The organism is Nocardia brevicatena NBRC 12119, assembly GCF_000308495.1.
GTDB classification, from domain to species: domain Bacteria; phylum Actinomycetota; class Actinomycetes; order Mycobacteriales; family Mycobacteriaceae; genus Nocardia; species Nocardia brevicatena.
On record NZ_BAFU01000057.1, the window covers coordinates 35,232 to 50,556 of the forward strand.

Here is a 15,325-nt window from a genome sequence, read left to right on the forward strand (position 1 = left end):
CCGATCCACCATCTGTGTACATATCTGGATACAATCAAGGGTGGGGTGCACTTACCGCGCCCACCGGAAACTCCGAACCCCGCCGGCAGACCTAGGATGACCGGAATGACAGCCTCCGCTCGCCGGACCCGCGCCGGTACCACGGTCGACGCGCTCTATCACACCCTCCGGGACCGGATCATCTCCGGGGTTTATCCACCCGGGCTGCGTCTGTCTCAGGCACAGTTGGCGACGGAACTCGAGGTGAGCCGGACCCCGCTGCGCGAAGCCCTGCAACGCCTGGAGGCCGACAGTCTGGTCGTCGCACACGCCAACCGCGGAATGCATGTCGCGCCGGTGGTGAACTCCGAGACCGAGCAGAGTTACGCATTGCGCCTGCTGCTCGAACCACCCACCATAGGCGCCATCATCGACACGTTGGCCGATAGCGATATCGACAAGATGCAAACCCATCTCACCGCCATGCGCGAACACCGGGGACACAGCCGCCGATTCCAGGAGGCACACCAGCTGTTCCACGACGTGGCCCTCGTCCGGTATCCCTCGACCTTCGCCGACCTGACCCGCTCGCTGCACACGATGATCCACCGGCATCAGAGCTTCTACCTCTCCCATGCCCGGACACCGGGCGACTTCATCGAGAGCGACCAGTTCTTCCTCGATGCCATCCGGGCCCGCAATGCCCCGTCGGCCCAGCGGATCATGGAGTTCCACCTGATCGACGCGGCTCTCGGGCTCGTCCTCGACGCCGATCCCGATCACCGCTTCGATTCGCTGCTGTTGACGATGCGCGGACGGCAGATCGTCATCGAACACGACGACGGGCACATCCAACGCCCGGCACCGATCTACTGGATCGATTCCGATCCCATACTGCCGGATTTCACGACCTCCAATCTGATCCTCCGCTACCCGCCTCACCATCACGACTGACCCGATACCGGTCCGGCGGCGAGTCCGGACCGGCCCGGCACCGGACAGACCGCTGCCATGGCTCGCCGGACCGGGACTCGACGCCGGTCAGACCAGGCGGGCAATGGAGAACGCGGTGTGAATCGCGTCGTACACCCGGCCGGGCCGCTGCGCGGAGCCCACCACGTGAACAGCGATTCCGGCGTGCCGCAGCTCGTCGGCCGCCCTGTCGGATGCGGGCTCGCGGCCCAGCGCCAGCACCACGGTGTCGGCCGCGACGGTCTCGGTACCCGCCTCGCCGGCCACCACGACCCCGGCGGCGGTCACCGCGGTGACTCGGGCTCCGATCCGAACCCGAATACCGGCCTTGTCCATGAACACCGGCAGCTTCATGACGTCGTAGACGACCTCGTCCCCGGTCAGCAGCGCATCCTGCTGTTCGAGGACCAGCACCTCGGTATCCGGCATCTCGGCGACCCGGAGCGCGGTTTCGCAGCCCTGGAAGCCGCCACCGATCACCACCACCCGGCCGCGCAACGGCTTGTCGGCCCGGACCTTCGCGGCCTGGACGACCTCGATGCCGTCGGCGATCGGGAACTCGGGTTCACGCAACGGGGCACCGGTGGCCAGCACAACGGCGTCTACCTCGCTGCGCACCAGGTCGGCGACGGTTGCCCGGGCATGGACCACCTCGATATCGCGCTGTCGGACCTGGTGCACGAGATGCTCTGCCAATGACGCGATATCTTGTTTCACCCGTGATCCCTGGGCGTGCAGCAGGAGACCGCCCAGCTCCTCGGCCTCGAACAGGCTCACCCGGTGACCACGGTCGGCCAGCACCGCCGCGCTGTGCAGACCGGCGGGACCCCCACCGACCACCGCGACGGACTTGGCGACCGGGGCGGGCACAAGAGGGAACCGCCCCTCTTCGACAACCGACGGATTCACCGTGCAGCCCACCGAGCGGCCCTTGTCCAAGCCACGGTGCAGGCACCCGTCGTTACAGCGGATACACGGGACGATATCCAGTACCCGACCTTCCTGGGCCTTACGGGTCCAGTCGGGATCGGCGAGCATGGCACGGCCCAGCGAGACGAAATCGGCCGAACCGGAGGCGATCACCTCGTCGGCGACTTCGGGCGAGACCAGCGAGCCGGACCCGATCACCGGGATGGAGACAGCCGATTTGATCTTCTCCCAGCCCCAACGGTGCGGGGCCCGCATGTTGAACCATGGACTGACCTCCCACTCCATGGTGGCGTGATGACCACCGGAGGCGTGGATAACATCCACACCGTGCGCCTCGAGCAGGGTGCACAGTTCGACAGTCTCCTCGACCGGGAACCCGTCGGGCTCGTAGTCGGTCACCGAAACCCGGACACTGAGCGGGAAGCCCCGGGGAACGCGCGCCCGGACCGCGTCCACGATCCGAATCAGAACACGGACACGGTTCTCGAAGCTGCCGCCGTATTCGTCCGTCCGGAAATTGGTGTGCGGGGACAAGAAGTTGGTAATCATGTACCCGTGCCCGGCATGCACTTCGACCAGATCGAAACCGGCTTTCCACGCCCGCAGTGCCGCCGCGCCGAACGCCTCGACAATACCGTCGATCTCTTCGACGGTCAGCGGTTGCGGAACATTGCCCTCGATCGCCTCGACATAATCCCAGGAACTGTCGGACGCGGATTTCAACGGCTTGGTGCCGAGAAACTTCTGACGGCCACCGTGCGCCAGCTGCAGACCGATTTTCGCGCCTGCCCGGTGAACCTCGTCGACCAACCAGCCCCAGCCCGCGATGTGCTCGTGGCGGCTCATACCGGGCTGGTTGTGAATGGCCTTGCTGGCGTCGTCGTCGACATAGGTGTATTCGGTCATGATCAGGCCGACACCACCCTCGGCCAGTCGCCGGTAGTGGTTGACCATCCGCTCACTGACCGTTCCGTCCATATTGGCGGCAGCGGAACTGTTGGGCGACTTCAGCACCCGGTTGCGGATCTCGACCGGACCGATACGGCCCGGCCGGAACAGAGCGTCGAAACTCATGAAATCTCGATTCGTGAATGGGCTGTGAAAAGTTCGAGAGATGGGCTGATCAGAGATTCGAGGGGAAGGAATCCTCCCGGAACCGGATCACGGGGCCAATAGGGCACCGGCCCGGGGGACGACGGGCTCGAGATCCAGGCTGCGCAGCAGGCGCCAGGTGGTGGCGGCGGCCGCGGACAACACCGGAATGTCGAACTGCTGTTGCAGGGCGTCCAGCACCGGCAGCGACGGCATCTGTACGCAAGCGCTGATCACCAGCGCGTCGGCACCCGAGGTCTGCACGGACCGGGCATGCCCGAGCAAATCCTGCGGATCGAGCCGGCCGACAGCGAGGTTGTCGGCCACCTCGAGGCTGAGCGAATCGACCACGGTGAACCCAAGGTGTTCGATGTAGTCGCAGACAGTCGCGGTGAGCGGCTTCATATAGGGCGTGACCACCGCGATGTTCTCGACATCCAGATGCGCCAGTGCCTCGGTCAGCGCGCCGGCCGAGGACAGGACGGGGATATCGGTACCGCTCTCCTCCTTGGCGACCTGGGCCAGCTTGGGTTCGGATTCGCAATGGTAGCCGCGGCCCTGCGACATGATTGCCACCAGACACGCATACGCCATGACATCCACCCGGGCGTCGGCGAGCTCGGCCGCGCAGCGCAACGAGTCGGCGTCCATGGCGGCGAGCTGTTCCGGGGTGACATGCTGCATCCGCATCCGCGAGGAGTGGAAGGTGAACTGCTCGTCGGGCCGGATCTCCGAGCGCGCCCGGAGCATGGCGGGGATCTCGGTCTCCATGGTGGTGTTGGAGCTGGGCACGATCATGCCCACACGGTAGGAAGTCGTCATTGTCGTGTGTCTACTTTTTGTGTCGTATTTCTCGCGCGCCCGGCACACGATGCGCGGCTATATCGGTAGGTCAGCGAGCCGAGGTCAGGTTGGCTGTCCGCAGGATCGGTAGATCTGTCCTGGCACAACCGATGTGGGCGATCCGGGCCCGGCCTCCCGCGCGCAGCCGATCCAGGTCGTCGAGCCGCGCGGCCCCCGCGGCGACCGCCACCGGCAGCGACCGGAACTCATGGTCGCGGTCGACGGCCATGATCAGTCCCAGCGCGGTGTCGAGCAGATGGAAGCCGAGGATGTGCCGGACCGACTCGGCGTCTCGGGCAACCACCGCGTCGAGGAACAACTGATCGGTTCCGGTGACGTCCTCCACCACAACGGGGTGCGAGAAGTACAGCCGTTGGTGGCGGTCGATCTTGGTCAGCTGCGACTCGATCAGCTCACCGGTGGCCGCCGGGCACCGTCCGAGCATGACCCGGTGGTATTCCCAGTGCGCCCGCTGGAAATCGCGGGGCGAGTTCCGGTGCCGGCGCATCCGCCCCAGGGCGGCGGCCATGGCATCGATATCGCCCGCGGTGACCCGGTCGAGGACCGCCGACAGCAAGGCCGGCTCGACGAGCAGGCGGATCGCGTACGAGTCCTCCACATCACCGAGCTCCAGCGGAGCCACCACCACACCCCGATTGGCCTGACCGACCACCAGGTCCTCGGCTTCCAGCCGGCGTAACGCCTCTCGTAAGGGGGTCCGGGACACCGCGAGTTCGGCCGCCAGCTGTACCTGTGACAATGCGGTTCCCGGGCGGTAGGTGCCGTCGACGATCCGCTCCCGCAGGACGAGATAGGTATCCTCGACGGCATTGCCCCGGCGGGTACCCCCGCCTATCGCGGTGGTCATTCGTCCGCCGAACCGAGCCCCACCGCGATCATGTGGCCGAAGAAGTCCGGTCGCTGACCGGCGAGCGCTTCCAGCACCATGGCGTCGAGCAGGATACTCTTCCCGGTGCGCGGAACGAAGAGTTCCAGCCGCTCCCCATTGCGTGTCCAGACCTTGCGGAACCGCACACCGGTGAATTCGTTGCCGATACCATTCCATTCCGCTGCCTCGACCACACCGGGCGGCAGATCGGACCGCGAGGACACTGTCGTCTCGCTCATTGGGCTCCTTCCGGAATCCGGCCCGTAATGCGCACCGGGCGTGGCGGCGCCCCGTACTCCTGCGCGTTGCGGCGACCCCTCAGCACGTTCAATTCGGCCCTGGCCGCGGTCACCGCGGACAGGTCCAGATCGACAACCCGCACCGCCGCCGGGTCCTCGCCGAGATCGGCGAGCACCTCACCCCACGGCGATACCGCCAGGGCGTGGCCATAGGTCTCGAAGGCGTCGGTGTAGGAGGAATCCACCGCATGCACGGTGGCCGGAGCCACCACATACGCCAGGTTCTCGATCGCACGTGCTCGAAGCAGGGTGTGCCAGTGGGCTTCGCCGGTGGACCGGACGAAGGCGGCGGGCACCAGCAGCACCTCGGCCCCCGCCACCGCCAGCGCCCGGAACAGCTCGGGGAATCGGACGTCGTAGCAGATGGTGAGCCCGATGCGGACGCCGTCGAGTTCGAGCAGCACCGGCCCGGCGCCGGGTCGTTCGACCGAAGACGCCTCGAACGACCGGCCGCCGATATTGGCGTCGAACAAGTGCATCTTGTCGTAGCGCCCGGCCACCTCGCCGTCGGCGCCGATGACCAAGGCGGAGTTGAAGACACCGTCGTCGGTTCGGTTCTTCATCCCGCCCAGCACCACGGCCACCCCGGATTCCGCGGCGGCCCGGCGCGGTTCGCCGATCTCCGGCGATTCCTCGGTGAAAGCAGCATCACGCATCTGGGCGTTGCTACCGAGCATCAGACCGTTCTCCGGCAACACCACCAGATCGGCGCCGTCGGTGGCCGCCGCCCGGACGAGCCGGACGGCGGTCCCGAGGTTGGCCTCGATATCAGTGGTGGCATGCCACTGGGTGAGCCCGATCCGTAGTGTCCGGTCGGTCATGACGACTGCCCTGCCGCGGCCATCGCTGAACGCTCGCGCTCGGCACGCGCCAGATCCATATTGACCACCGTCCAGCCACCGCCGGACGCTTCCATCGGCTCGTAGCTGTACACGGTGCCGTGCACACCGGGCCCGACCAGTCCGAGCATGATCATCCAGTTCTGGATTTCGTACTGGCCGTGTTCGAGCAGCGGATACGGTTCCAGGCCGCACAGGTCCAAACCGCGACCCGACTCCAGCAGTTTCAGAATGTAGGTGTCGAATTCGACATCCACCCCACCGAAATGACCGGGATCGAGCCAGTGCGACAGGCCACCGGTGGCCAGGAACGCCACCTTCGGACCGGACTCCTCGACCAGGCCGCGCAGCGCCTCACCATAGCGGCGCGCGTTGAACGGCGAGAAGCTGCGGTGCGGCTGAGTGATGATCGGGATCACCGGAATATCCGGCCGCGGCAGCACCAGCCGCAACGGCACGATCAGGCCGTGGTCCAGGTCGACCCGCTCGGCTTCCTCGACCTCGAGTCCGGCGGCGCGGACCGTGTCGGCGATCGCGCGGGCGAACTCCGGGTGTCCCTTCAGCGTCAGGTCCAGATCACCGCGCTTGAAGAACTCCATGGAGCCGACGTGCTGATTACCGACACCCACCACGTAGTGACCGGTCTCGAAGCTCTGGAAATGGCAGTCGGCGGTGACCAGGACGATATCGGGGTCGGCGGCAACCAGGTCCCGCTTCAGCCGGTCATAGCCCGCCAGTAACCGACCGACCGCCTCGGCCGGGTCGACCTCGGGCCGGGCCAGCAGGTCCGGGACGTGTGAGCAGCCCCCGGCGAACACCAGATTGCGGGGCACGTCCGGATCGGGCAGTGGAATGCTCTCGTCCACGAGGAAGCCACCCTTGCTGGTGGTGTCCCCGAGGTTGTCGTTGAACCATCGGCTGACCAGGATGGTCAGTCCGTCGTTGAGACCGGCGGCACGCAGTTTGTCCCGATTGCCGGACAGAATCGTCTCGACCCATTCCCGCTGCACGCCCAGCAGTTCCGGAGCCCTGGCCGGTTCGGCCTTGACCTGTTCGAGCAGCTGGGTATCGCGTGCCATCGCCAGGATGGCCTGTTCGATCGCGGCCTTGTCCATCACGGTCACTCCCCCACGACCAGCGCACCGTCGCGGACCACGGCCTCGCCGTCGATCTCCACGGTGCAACCGCGCATCGGCACGTCCAGATGGGCCGGGGTCTCCCGGTCGGCGAACCGGTTCGATCCGGTGGACCACATGAAGTTGCCTGCGGTAGAACGAAGTTCCTGCCCGTACAGGGTGCGGGCATCGTAGACGTCGAAGGCCGACCAGCGGGCCTGCGGTAGCAGGCCCCAGCCCATATGACTGGTGGCCCACACTTCGGAGTCGCCCCAGGCCTCGAAGTAGTCGTTGAGCACGTGGGCGTCGGTGCCCGTACCCGTGATCCGCTTGAGGTAGCCCTTCTCCACCTCGATGGTGACCGTGTCCTGCACGTAACGCTGCCACGGGATCAGGCCGTCACCGGGCTGGAGCACGATAACGCCCTCGGCTGTGCGGTCGTTGGGGAAGCAGGCCACGAAACCGGACGGCCAGTGATCCCAGCGGCCCGCCTCGTCGACGTATCCCCACTGGTGTGTGATCGGCAGGCCCTCGCCGGAGATATCGGCGGTGAGATCGGTACCGGCGGAGCTGGTGACATGCAAGGTCGAACCGGCCCGCAACTTGCGGCCACCAGCCTCCACGGCCTCCCGCAGTTCCGGGCTACCCATCAGCCGCTCCAGCACATCGTTGGGTTCGGCCACGAACAGCATACGCTTGCCGTTGCCGGTGATGCGGGTGCGCACATCGGAATGGATGAGACCACCCACGGTCACGTCGACGACGAAATCGCATTCACCCGCGGCGGCCAGCAACGGCGCGACCTCACGGCCGTCCGGCCGGTACGGCGGCAGTATGGGGTTGGACAGGCTGGAGGCGTGCAACACCAGCGCACCGGCCCCCAGCCGACGGGCGGCGGCGACGGCGGCTTCGACATACTCGGTCTTCTGGCCGAGTTCGGCGATGACGGCCACCGTCTCGTCCGCGGTCAGTTTGCACAGCCTGAACTGCTCGACGAAGTTCTCGGTCAACGTTTTCGGCATGGAAATATCCCTCTCGAATCTGTTTACTCCAAAGCCAGGCGGTCATTCCGGGTATGCGCGGGTCAGTGGCCCGCGCGAACAGCCCCGCCGTCCACCGGAATCGACGCGCCGGTGATGAACGACGCCCGAGGTGAGGCGATGAAGGCGACGGTGTCGGCGATCTCCGACGCCTCCGCCCACCGGCCGACCGGGATATCGGCCACTACCTTGGCGATTTCCTCGTCGACATCGGTGCCGTTGCTCTGCGATTTCATCTCGACGATGCGTTGCATCCGGTCGGTGCCGGTCGCGCCGGGCATGACCTGGTTCACCCGCACACCGCCGGCCGCCAGCTCGGTGGCCAGGGTCTTGACGAACGCCGACGCGGCAGACCGGTAGGATGCCGACAGCACCCCGCCGATCGCCGGCTGGCGAACCCAGGTCGACGACAGCAGGATGATCGACCCGGAACCCTTGTCGCGCATACGGTTCCCGGCGTCCGTGGCCAGCTGGACCACCGGCCGCAGCAGCAAGTCGTGCGCGGCCTGCCAATCGTCCCAGGTGGTCTCCAGAACGGGCTTGATCTCGGGGCCGGGGGTGTTGAGCACCAGGACGTCCAGCACCCCGTACTTGCCGATCACGGTATCTATCAGTTCGGCGGTGGCGGCGCCGTCACCCAAATCGTGCGTGTATGGCACGATCTGCCCGGTACCGATGGGTTCCGGTCCGGACCCACCGGAACGTGATGCCGCGACAACGGTCATCCCCTCCGCCGCCAGGCGTTCGGCGGTGGCTCGCCCGATTCCGCGTGAAGCGGCCGTCACCAAGGCGACGCCCTTCTCGAGACCCAGATACACGATTACTCCTCGTTATTGTGTCGATTGCTCCCCGTGGATGCGCGGCGCTTCGCCCGGTAGGCCTGGACTCGGCGCCCCGGCCGCACACCCGCGGGTCGTTCAGATCTCACGGATCGCCTGCTGACCGCACAACCCGATTACGCGGCGGACCAGTGCCTCGTCCCTGGCGGGCACGGTTCCGTCCCCGACAGCGGAGCCGTACCCCCAGTCGTCGGACCGGAAGGTCGACGGGCACATCTCGAAACAGGTGCCGTAGCCGTCGCATTTGCTGTTGTCCACAATCACTCGCATGGTCAGGGCTCCTTTCGCGCATTGCGGCGCTCGATCTCGGCTGCCCCGATCCGGGCCAGCGCCGCCGCGCCGTCGATGAAGCCGCACACCCCGCGACCGGCGAGCTCGGACCCCCACCGGCTGAGGTCGGCGATATGCCGGGTCGCGTCGTTCCCGGCGAGCGCCCGACGGAACGCCCGCGCGATCTCCTTGGTGCCGGTGAAGCACGAGCCGCACTGGTGTGCGCTTTCCATGGCGAACCAGCCGCTCAATTCCTCGGCCACCACCAGCGGATCGTCGTCGGGGCCGAGCACGGTGATGGCGGCGCAGCCCAGGCCGGTACGCGCGGCACGCATGGCGTCGTAGCAGCACTCGAGCGCGCTGTGGTCACCGATCGCCACACCGTTGAACCAGCCCCCGATCAGGGCGGCGGTCATCGGGGCGCGCACACCACCGGCCGCCGATACCAGATCTGCCACGATGGCTCCCAGCGGCATCTCGTACACCCCCGGTTCGCCGACCCGACCGGTGACGGTGAACAAGGCGGTTCCCCGCGAGGAGGCGCTACCGACCGCGGCGAATTCCGACGCGCCGTGGCGGCGAATCCATGCCGCGTGGGCCAGCGTCTCGACATTGCTCACCAGGGTCGGCAAACCGTGGACACCCACTTCGAAGGGCCGGGGTGGCTTGCTGGTCGGTTTGGCGGGCCAACCGTTGAGGCATTGCACCACCGCCGATTCCTCACCGGCCACATAACCGGGTGGGCCCTGATGCACTCGCAGGGTCACGCCCTCGGGGACCAATCCGGCCGTGACGACCTCGGCGACGGCACGCCGCACCGTGGCGACCACCTCTGGTGCGGAGACGTAGACGACGGCTTCGTCGGCACCAGTGACCGCGGCGGCCAGCAAAAGCCCGTCCAGAACCAGATGCGGGCGCCGGGTGAGCAGCCACGCATCCTTGGCGGAGGCGGGCTCACCTTCGTGGCCGTTGGCCACCACGACACTGTCACCGGCGCCGGCCACCGCGGCCCACTTGCGGTAGGCCGGGAACCCGGCACCCCCTCGTCCGCGCAACCCGGACAGTTCCAGTTCCGCCAGGAAAGCGGCCGAATCCACGGAAGGGCCGAAGAATCCGAGCGCCCGTTCGTGCTCGAGACCCCATTCGGGCGATTCCACTCCGGGGACAACCAGCCGTCCCGGGGCGCCGCCGGCCACCCGGGCCGGTGTGTCGACAGCAGGCGCACGGTAGAGCGCCGACCGGAGGGTAGAGGTCATGAGAGTCCCCTCGAAATGGCTTGTGCGGTGGCGAGTGAGATCACCTCGCCGTATTTGGCATCGATATCGAGCAGCGCTGCCCGATGCGGCCCCTCCTCTCGGTCGCCCACACAGTCGCGGACGACGAAGGCCGGCAGATCGGCCGCACAGGCGTCCACGACGGTGGCGCGAATACAGCCGGAGGTGGTGGCACCCGCCACCAGAACCGTGTCGATTCCGGCGACGGCCAGCCGAGCCGCGAGGTCGGTGTGCGCGAACGCGGACGCGGTCTGTTTGACCACCAGCGGGTCGCCGGGCCGCATCCCCAGGCGTTCATCGATCTCCACACTGCGGTCACCGGTGCGCAGGCACCTCATCGCGGGCATCTTGCGCAACCAGGTTCCCGCGATCCCGTCGGAGTCGGCGGGGAAGGCGATCGCGGTGAAGTACACCGGCACCCCGCCCCCGCGGGCTGTATCGATCAGTTTCCGGGTAGCGGCCACGACGGTGTCGAGGTCGAACCCGGGACCATACTGTGACTCGGTGAATCCGTATTGCAGATCCACCACGATCACCGCCGGACGTGACCCCGGAGTCAGGGAGCCGAGCAGGCCACCATCCCGGTATCGAGCCCGGATCTGCGCCTCGTCGGTCATCGCCGGGCTCAAAACGAATGCTCCGGCCACTGGCCCGGTTCCGACCGCATGAGGTCGGCGTAGTAGGCGTACATATTGCGCTGGACGCCCTCTTCGTACCGGGTCCAGTACACCTTGCCGGGGCCCGGCCAGTTCTGCACCGGATGGGCCATGCCGATGCCCGGCATACCCATTTCGTAGTTCAGTTCGAAACCCAGCAGCTCGGCGGCGACCGAACGTCCGGTGCGGCTCACCGTGATCCACGGTTCGGTGTCGTCCATCTCGAACGCCCCACCCAGCGAGAACGTGCCCAGCCCGGCACGGTAGGCGCGGTCCTTCTGCTCGGGGGTCATGTTCTTGTAGCCGAGGAACCAGTTCCACATCTCCACCTGGCCCGGGCCCTTGGGCTGCCAGCAGCGCACGGTGAGCACACCGGTCGGCGGATGGTTGGCGCCGTCCTCGGTCATCGGCAACGCCAGAATGGAGAAGTTGGGGAAGACATTGCCTACCAGCACTCGCGAGCGCCGGGCGACCTCGAGCTGCTCGGGGCTGATATTGGCGGCGGTGAAGTACTTCGCGGCCAGGTCTTCCGGGAAGCCGAAGAACTTGGGTCCCGGATCATCGGGATCATCGGCCATGGAGAACGACAGCGAATGCCCGGGTGAGGCCTGGATGTGATACCCCATCATGTTCTCGCTGAACGGAACGGGGAAGGCACCGATGCTGTACACCGACTTGTGCAGCGTACCCAGGTGATAGTCGTCACCGGAGAAGTTGTCGGCGCCCGACTTCCAGTTGGCGTCGAGCACGAACCGCTGCGGTTTGCCCAGGACCTCCACCCCATCGGCATCCAGGCCGAACAGCAGATCCATGTACCAGGCCATACCGCCGAGATATTCGCGCAGCGGGGGCGCGGTCGGGTCGAGGGTGGCGAAGACGAGTCCGTGAAAGGACTCCACCTGCGCGGCTTTGCTCAGGCCGTTCTCTGCCTTGTTCATATTGCCGAACGCGTTCTTCCACAGCGGCGCACCGACCAGCCTGCCGTCGGAGGCGTAGGTCCAGCCGTGGTAGGGACAGCGGAAATGCGAGGAGTTGCCGGAATCCGCCCGGCAGATCTGCACACCCCGATGCTTACACGCGTCGAACAGGACATGAACCGTGCCGAATTCGTCACGGGTGACGACGAAGTTGTCTTCACCGATTCGGCGGACCATATAGTCGCCGTTGGCGGCGATCTCGGATTCGTGGCCCATGTAGACCCAGGTCCGGCCGAAAATCCGGCGCAGTTCCGCCTGGTGTACATCGGGGTTGCCGAAGATGCCGGAGGGGATTCGCCCCCCGGGCAATCCGCTGTCGATCCGGTCCATCAATTGCCGGACTCGGGGGGAAAGCGTGCTTTCCTGTGCCGCCGTCATACGTCGCTCCTGGGCTGAATGGGCTGAAGGCTTGGGGTGGACCGTGGGCGAGGGCGTGGCTCGCCGTGTCGGCGGTCAGAAGAACAGCGAGAGGTTGTGGGTACCGATAACGGTGAGGTCCAGGTACACCACCCGGTGCAGCAACTTGAGGTGGCCGTCTTCGCGCCGCAGGACGTCCCGGCGCTCACCGGAAAGCATCTGCGGATTGGTCTGGTCCTGACGGGTCCGGTAGATCAGGATGTTGCTGCGCGCCCGGATGTAATCGGGATCGCCGCCTTCATGCTCGGACACACGGATATTGGTGACGAAATGCCGCACCCGTGACGGCGGGTCCTCGGCCCAGGCGTACAGGGTCGCGCCACGCGCCACACGCGATTGGAGCGACCCGAGGTTCTCGTTCAGGTGGAAGGTGGTCGACGAGAACCCGAATCCACGGGCTCGCTCTACCGTCTCGCGCACCGGGACCTCGTGACGATATCGCGGCTCACCATCTCGGTGAGCCATTCACGCTCGTTGAGATCGTCGAGCAGTTCGGCCTCGAGAAGCATGAAGTCGACGACTTCGGCATGCCGCGGATCGCTGGACGCGAGCCGCTGCCGCGTCACTGTTTGTCGTTGGGTCAATTCCGTCCCCTAAAACTGCATACACTTTTGGATGCACAAGCATTGTGGCTCGAGTTACAGGTGAATGCAAGCCCGAGCCAACCGACTCCCCCGCGTGAACCATTCCGGAATCCGATGCGCGCCGTAACCGAGCCGAACAGGTCGGATACCGTGCAATGAGAGTCGCCCGACCGACGCCCACCGCGGATACGGCCGAGGTCATCGAGCCGGCAACAGTGGAGCAGTCGTACCGCGTCGGTCTATTTGAATAGTCAGATACTAATATCTTGGTATCAGCAAGTACATGTGCACGTCCTGTCTCGGCCGGCTTGCCTCGCCCCAACTGCTCCCGCGCGGGGCGGGCTTCAGAACGCTGGTGGTGTTGCGCGACAACCCCGGCTCCCACGGATCCGCTCTTACCCGTGCACTGCGGCACCGCTTCGCCAAAGGACAATGCGCCCTGCCCATGCAGGACACATCTCCCACACCATGCGAGAAAAGCCGACCCTGCGAACGCGTTCACCACAGCGATGATCGGGCCCACCCCAATTCCGCGGTGACGCATTCGCCGTCCGGATCACCGATCTCAGCGACAACTCGGACGGTCGCCGCGGACCGGCCCACACGAGTGGCCGTGGACAAGGGTTACTCCATACGGCCCATCCGCGACTATCTGCATGGCCGCCGTATCGCAGCGACCTGGACTCGGTGAGGTGGTGGCCGGCCACAGCTAAGCCTTTGGCGCCGAATAGATTTGGCCTGTTCGGACAACGCCCACAAATTGACACTATCGTTATTTCGTGGGTAACCTCACACTTGCACAGTGGTTCCGAGCGCCGGCGTGGTCGGCTCGCGACCACATCCCTGCGCAGCTGTTCACTGATTACGTTCGAGCACGTCCATGTTGCGCCGGCAACCGGAGGTACCGCCATGACCATCGAGGTCGGGTCCGAGAAAACAGCCGAGCCGCCTGGCTCACAGCGCTTTCTGCCCAGAGCTGCACTACCCCCACCGACCAGGGAATTCGGCGCGCCATACGAGTCCGTGTCCGGGCTGCCCGGGTAGCCGACCCGATAGGAGCGAAGCGGGTCATATGCTCTCGTCGGTTTGCCGCGGCGGCCGATGACCCCGACAGTGGCTTTCTCGTCCACACAACCCGGTCCGGTCCGGTCCGGCTTCTGTCTCCAACCGCGCGCCGATGGTCCATGTCGCGCTCGCCGGGCGGTGGTCCCCCCGCCGGCGCCCGAGCCGCGGAGATACGTGGCATCGTCCGCAGGACCACGCGGCTCGGCTCACCGTGTATACCGGTTGGTGAGATGGTTTGCACCGCAGGAACATTCGTCTTCCGGGAGCGGACTGCCGAACAAGTCAATGTCATGGGTCCACATTCCGTTCGTGTATCCAAGATCAGAAGGGACATCGATGACATCTGCCACACCTACCGAACGGAGTTGGGGCGCGCTATCCGAGCCCATCCATACCGATGCTGCGGGCGCAGGCGATCCGGTGTGGAAGGACAATGCCTACCTATCGTTCTGGGATCCCGCCGCACAGGTGTTCGGCACATTGCACGTTTCGACCTCACCGAACGCGCCCGATGCCCGCCGCGCCCGATTCAGCATCTCCGTGGCGGGACGGGTCACCGAGGTGATCGAACCTTTGGCCGAGGGAACATTCAGCGGCGAAAGCCTCCACTTCGGGCTGGACGGCCGGGTGCGGGTCGATCACCCGACCGTGCAGGCCGAGCTCGTCAACACCCCACTGTTCGCCGCGGCCGACTACGGTGTGAACAATGTCATTCCGCCGCTGGTGCCCGGTAAACCGCTCCAGCATTTCCAGCAGGCCTGCACGGTCGCGGGCACGGTAACAGTGGCCGGGTCCACGGTCACCACTGCGGGTCGCGGTATGCGCGACCGCACCTGGGGCTTCCGGGACGAGTCGTCGCAGTGGATCGAGTTCGCCGCATTGTTCATGGTGGACGAGTCGACCTTCATCTCCGCGATGAAATTCCGCGGCGCCGATGACACATTGACCGGCGACGGGTTCGTTATCGACAGCGCCCGTTCGATACCCATCACCAGAATCACCTTCGCACGTGACGCGGCCGCCCAGTTCCGTTGGGCCCGGCTCGAACTCGCCGACGACAGCACCCGCCTGGTATCGATCCGCACCCGCCTCGGCGGATTCCGGATACCGGCGGGCCCCGCCGAGACCGAAGGTCCGGCACTGGAGGCCTATGACGACTTCATGACGCTCGACAGCGAAGGGCACGGGGGCGCCGGCATTTTCGAGCAGGCGATCCTGCACCGGGTCACTTAGCCGCCGGTGCCG

General features: G+C 66.1%; 16 protein-coding genes. 2 read left to right on the forward strand and 14 right to left on the reverse strand.

Annotation, left to right across the window (positions count from 1 at the left end; genetic code table 11):
* The first annotated feature begins 105 nt into the window (after nt 1-105).
* Nucleotides 106-933 (forward strand): GntR family transcriptional regulator, encoded by an 828-nt coding sequence (locus ON20_RS14135; protein ID WP_040836030.1) that lies wholly within the window; start codon nt 106-108, stop codon nt 931-933.
* An 87-nt stretch (nt 934-1,020) separates the two neighbouring features.
* Here the strand turns inward: ON20_RS14135 and ON20_RS14140 are convergent, their stop codons facing one another.
* The 14 genes from ON20_RS14140 to ON20_RS38890 form a co-directional block, all read right to left on the reverse strand.
* Nucleotides 1,021-2,955, reverse strand: coding sequence for an oxidoreductase (locus ON20_RS14140; protein ID WP_040835957.1), 1,935 nt, complete (start codon nt 2,953-2,955; stop codon nt 1,021-1,023).
* Between the two features lie 87 nt (nt 2,956-3,042).
* Entirely contained in the window at nt 3,043-3,795 is a 753-nt protein-coding gene (locus tag ON20_RS14145) for a maleate cis-trans isomerase family protein (RefSeq protein WP_040835958.1), read from the reverse strand.
* 70 nt (nt 3,796-3,865) lie between these two features.
* Nucleotides 3,866-4,684, reverse strand: coding sequence for a GntR family transcriptional regulator (locus tag ON20_RS14150; protein ID WP_040835959.1), 819 nt, complete (start codon nt 4,682-4,684; stop codon nt 3,866-3,868).
* Nucleotides 4,681-4,944 carry a hypothetical protein gene (locus ON20_RS14155; RefSeq protein ID WP_051162448.1) on the reverse strand — a complete coding sequence of 88 codons (264 nt, stop codon included), beginning with the start codon at nt 4,942-4,944 and terminating at the stop codon, nt 4,681-4,683. Before ON20_RS14155 ends, ON20_RS14150 begins: the two co-directional genes overlap by 4 nt.
* Nucleotides 4,941-5,825 (reverse strand): carbon-nitrogen hydrolase family protein, encoded by an 885-nt coding sequence (locus ON20_RS14160; RefSeq protein ID WP_040835960.1) that lies wholly within the window; start codon nt 5,823-5,825, stop codon nt 4,941-4,943. Before ON20_RS14160 ends, ON20_RS14155 begins: the two co-directional genes overlap by 4 nt.
* Nucleotides 5,822-6,958 carry a DODA-type extradiol aromatic ring-opening family dioxygenase gene (locus ON20_RS14165; protein ID WP_040836033.1) on the reverse strand — a complete coding sequence of 379 codons (1,137 nt, stop codon included), beginning with the start codon at nt 6,956-6,958 and terminating at the stop codon, nt 5,822-5,824. Before ON20_RS14165 ends, ON20_RS14160 begins: the two co-directional genes overlap by 4 nt.
* A gap of 5 nt (nt 6,959-6,963) precedes the next feature.
* Nucleotides 6,964-7,980 (reverse strand): 2,5-dihydroxypyridine 5,6-dioxygenase NicX family protein, encoded by a 1,017-nt coding sequence (locus ON20_RS14170; RefSeq protein WP_040835961.1) that lies wholly within the window; start codon nt 7,978-7,980, stop codon nt 6,964-6,966.
* A gap of 62 nt (nt 7,981-8,042) precedes the next feature.
* Nucleotides 8,043-8,816 carry an SDR family oxidoreductase gene (locus tag ON20_RS14175; RefSeq protein ID WP_040835962.1) on the reverse strand — a complete coding sequence of 258 codons (774 nt, stop codon included), beginning with the start codon at nt 8,814-8,816 and terminating at the stop codon, nt 8,043-8,045.
* A gap of 99 nt (nt 8,817-8,915) precedes the next feature.
* Nucleotides 8,916-9,107, reverse strand: coding sequence for a ferredoxin (locus ON20_RS14180; protein ID WP_040835963.1), 192 nt, complete (start codon nt 9,105-9,107; stop codon nt 8,916-8,918).
* A gap of 2 nt (nt 9,108-9,109) precedes the next feature.
* The gene (locus tag ON20_RS14185; protein WP_040835964.1) at nt 9,110-10,363 is read right to left on the reverse strand and encodes an NADH-ubiquinone oxidoreductase-F iron-sulfur binding region domain-containing protein; all 1,254 of its coding nucleotides are present in this window, start codon (nt 10,361-10,363) and stop codon (nt 9,110-9,112) included.
* Nucleotides 10,360-10,998: an isochorismatase family protein gene (locus tag ON20_RS14190; RefSeq protein WP_040835965.1), complete on the reverse strand. Its 639-nt coding sequence runs from the start codon at nt 10,996-10,998 to the stop codon at nt 10,360-10,362. The genes ON20_RS14185 and ON20_RS14190 overlap by 4 nt, the downstream gene beginning before the upstream one ends.
* A gap of 8 nt (nt 10,999-11,006) precedes the next feature.
* Nucleotides 11,007-12,392, reverse strand: coding sequence for an aromatic ring-hydroxylating oxygenase subunit alpha (locus ON20_RS14195; protein WP_083864916.1), 1,386 nt, complete (start codon nt 12,390-12,392; stop codon nt 11,007-11,009).
* A gap of 75 nt (nt 12,393-12,467) precedes the next feature.
* On the reverse strand, nt 12,468-12,851 hold the full coding sequence (locus ON20_RS14200) for an aromatic-ring-hydroxylating dioxygenase subunit beta (protein WP_245547229.1): 384 nt from the start codon (nt 12,849-12,851) through the stop codon (nt 12,468-12,470).
* Nucleotides 12,836-12,997, reverse strand: coding sequence for a hypothetical protein (locus ON20_RS38890; protein WP_245547230.1), 162 nt, complete (start codon nt 12,995-12,997; stop codon nt 12,836-12,838). The genes ON20_RS14200 and ON20_RS38890 overlap by 16 nt, the downstream gene beginning before the upstream one ends.
* A gap of 1,419 nt (nt 12,998-14,416) precedes the next feature.
* Between ON20_RS38890 and ON20_RS14205 the strand changes: the two genes are divergently transcribed.
* Complete coding sequence (locus ON20_RS14205; protein WP_040835967.1) at nt 14,417-15,313, forward strand: DUF7064 domain-containing protein; 897 nt, start codon at nt 14,417-14,419, stop codon at nt 15,311-15,313.
* The last annotated feature ends 12 nt before the right edge of the window (nt 15,314-15,325 follow it).

Excerpts from the sequence above, each read along its gene's own strand:
- ON20_RS14160 (WP_040835960.1), bottom strand. The coding sequence starts at position 5,825 with ATGACCGACCGGACACTACGGATCGGGCTCACCCAGTGGCATGCCACC.
- ON20_RS14185 (WP_040835964.1), bottom strand. The coding sequence starts at position 10,363 with ATGACCTCTACCCTCCGGTCGGCGCTCTACCGTGCGCCTGCTGTCGAC.
- ON20_RS14170 (WP_040835961.1), bottom strand. The coding sequence starts at position 7,980 with ATGCCGAAAACGTTGACCGAGAACTTCGTCGAGCAGTTCAGGCTGTGC.
- ON20_RS14190 (WP_040835965.1), bottom strand. The coding sequence starts at position 10,998 with ATGACCGACGAGGCGCAGATCCGGGCTCGATACCGGGATGGTGGCCTG.
- ON20_RS14145 (WP_040835958.1), bottom strand. The coding sequence starts at position 3,795 with ATGACGACTTCCTACCGTGTGGGCATGATCGTGCCCAGCTCCAACACC.
- ON20_RS14140 (WP_040835957.1), bottom strand. The coding sequence starts at position 2,955 with ATGAGTTTCGACGCTCTGTTCCGGCCGGGCCGTATCGGTCCGGTCGAG.
- ON20_RS14150 (WP_040835959.1), bottom strand. The coding sequence starts at position 4,684 with ATGACCACCGCGATAGGCGGGGGTACCCGCCGGGGCAATGCCGTCGAG.
- ON20_RS14205 (WP_040835967.1), top strand. The coding sequence starts at position 14,417 with ATGACATCTGCCACACCTACCGAACGGAGTTGGGGCGCGCTATCCGAG.
- ON20_RS14180 (WP_040835963.1), bottom strand. The coding sequence starts at position 9,107 with ATGCGAGTGATTGTGGACAACAGCAAATGCGACGGCTACGGCACCTGT.
- ON20_RS14135 (WP_040836030.1), top strand. The coding sequence starts at position 106 with ATGACAGCCTCCGCTCGCCGGACCCGCGCCGGTACCACGGTCGACGCG.
- ON20_RS14165 (WP_040836033.1), bottom strand. The coding sequence starts at position 6,958 with ATGGACAAGGCCGCGATCGAACAGGCCATCCTGGCGATGGCACGCGAT.
- ON20_RS14195 (WP_083864916.1), bottom strand. The coding sequence starts at position 12,392 with ATGACGGCGGCACAGGAAAGCACGCTTTCCCCCCGAGTCCGGCAATTG.
- ON20_RS14155 (WP_051162448.1), bottom strand. The coding sequence starts at position 4,944 with ATGAGCGAGACGACAGTGTCCTCGCGGTCCGATCTGCCGCCCGGTGTG.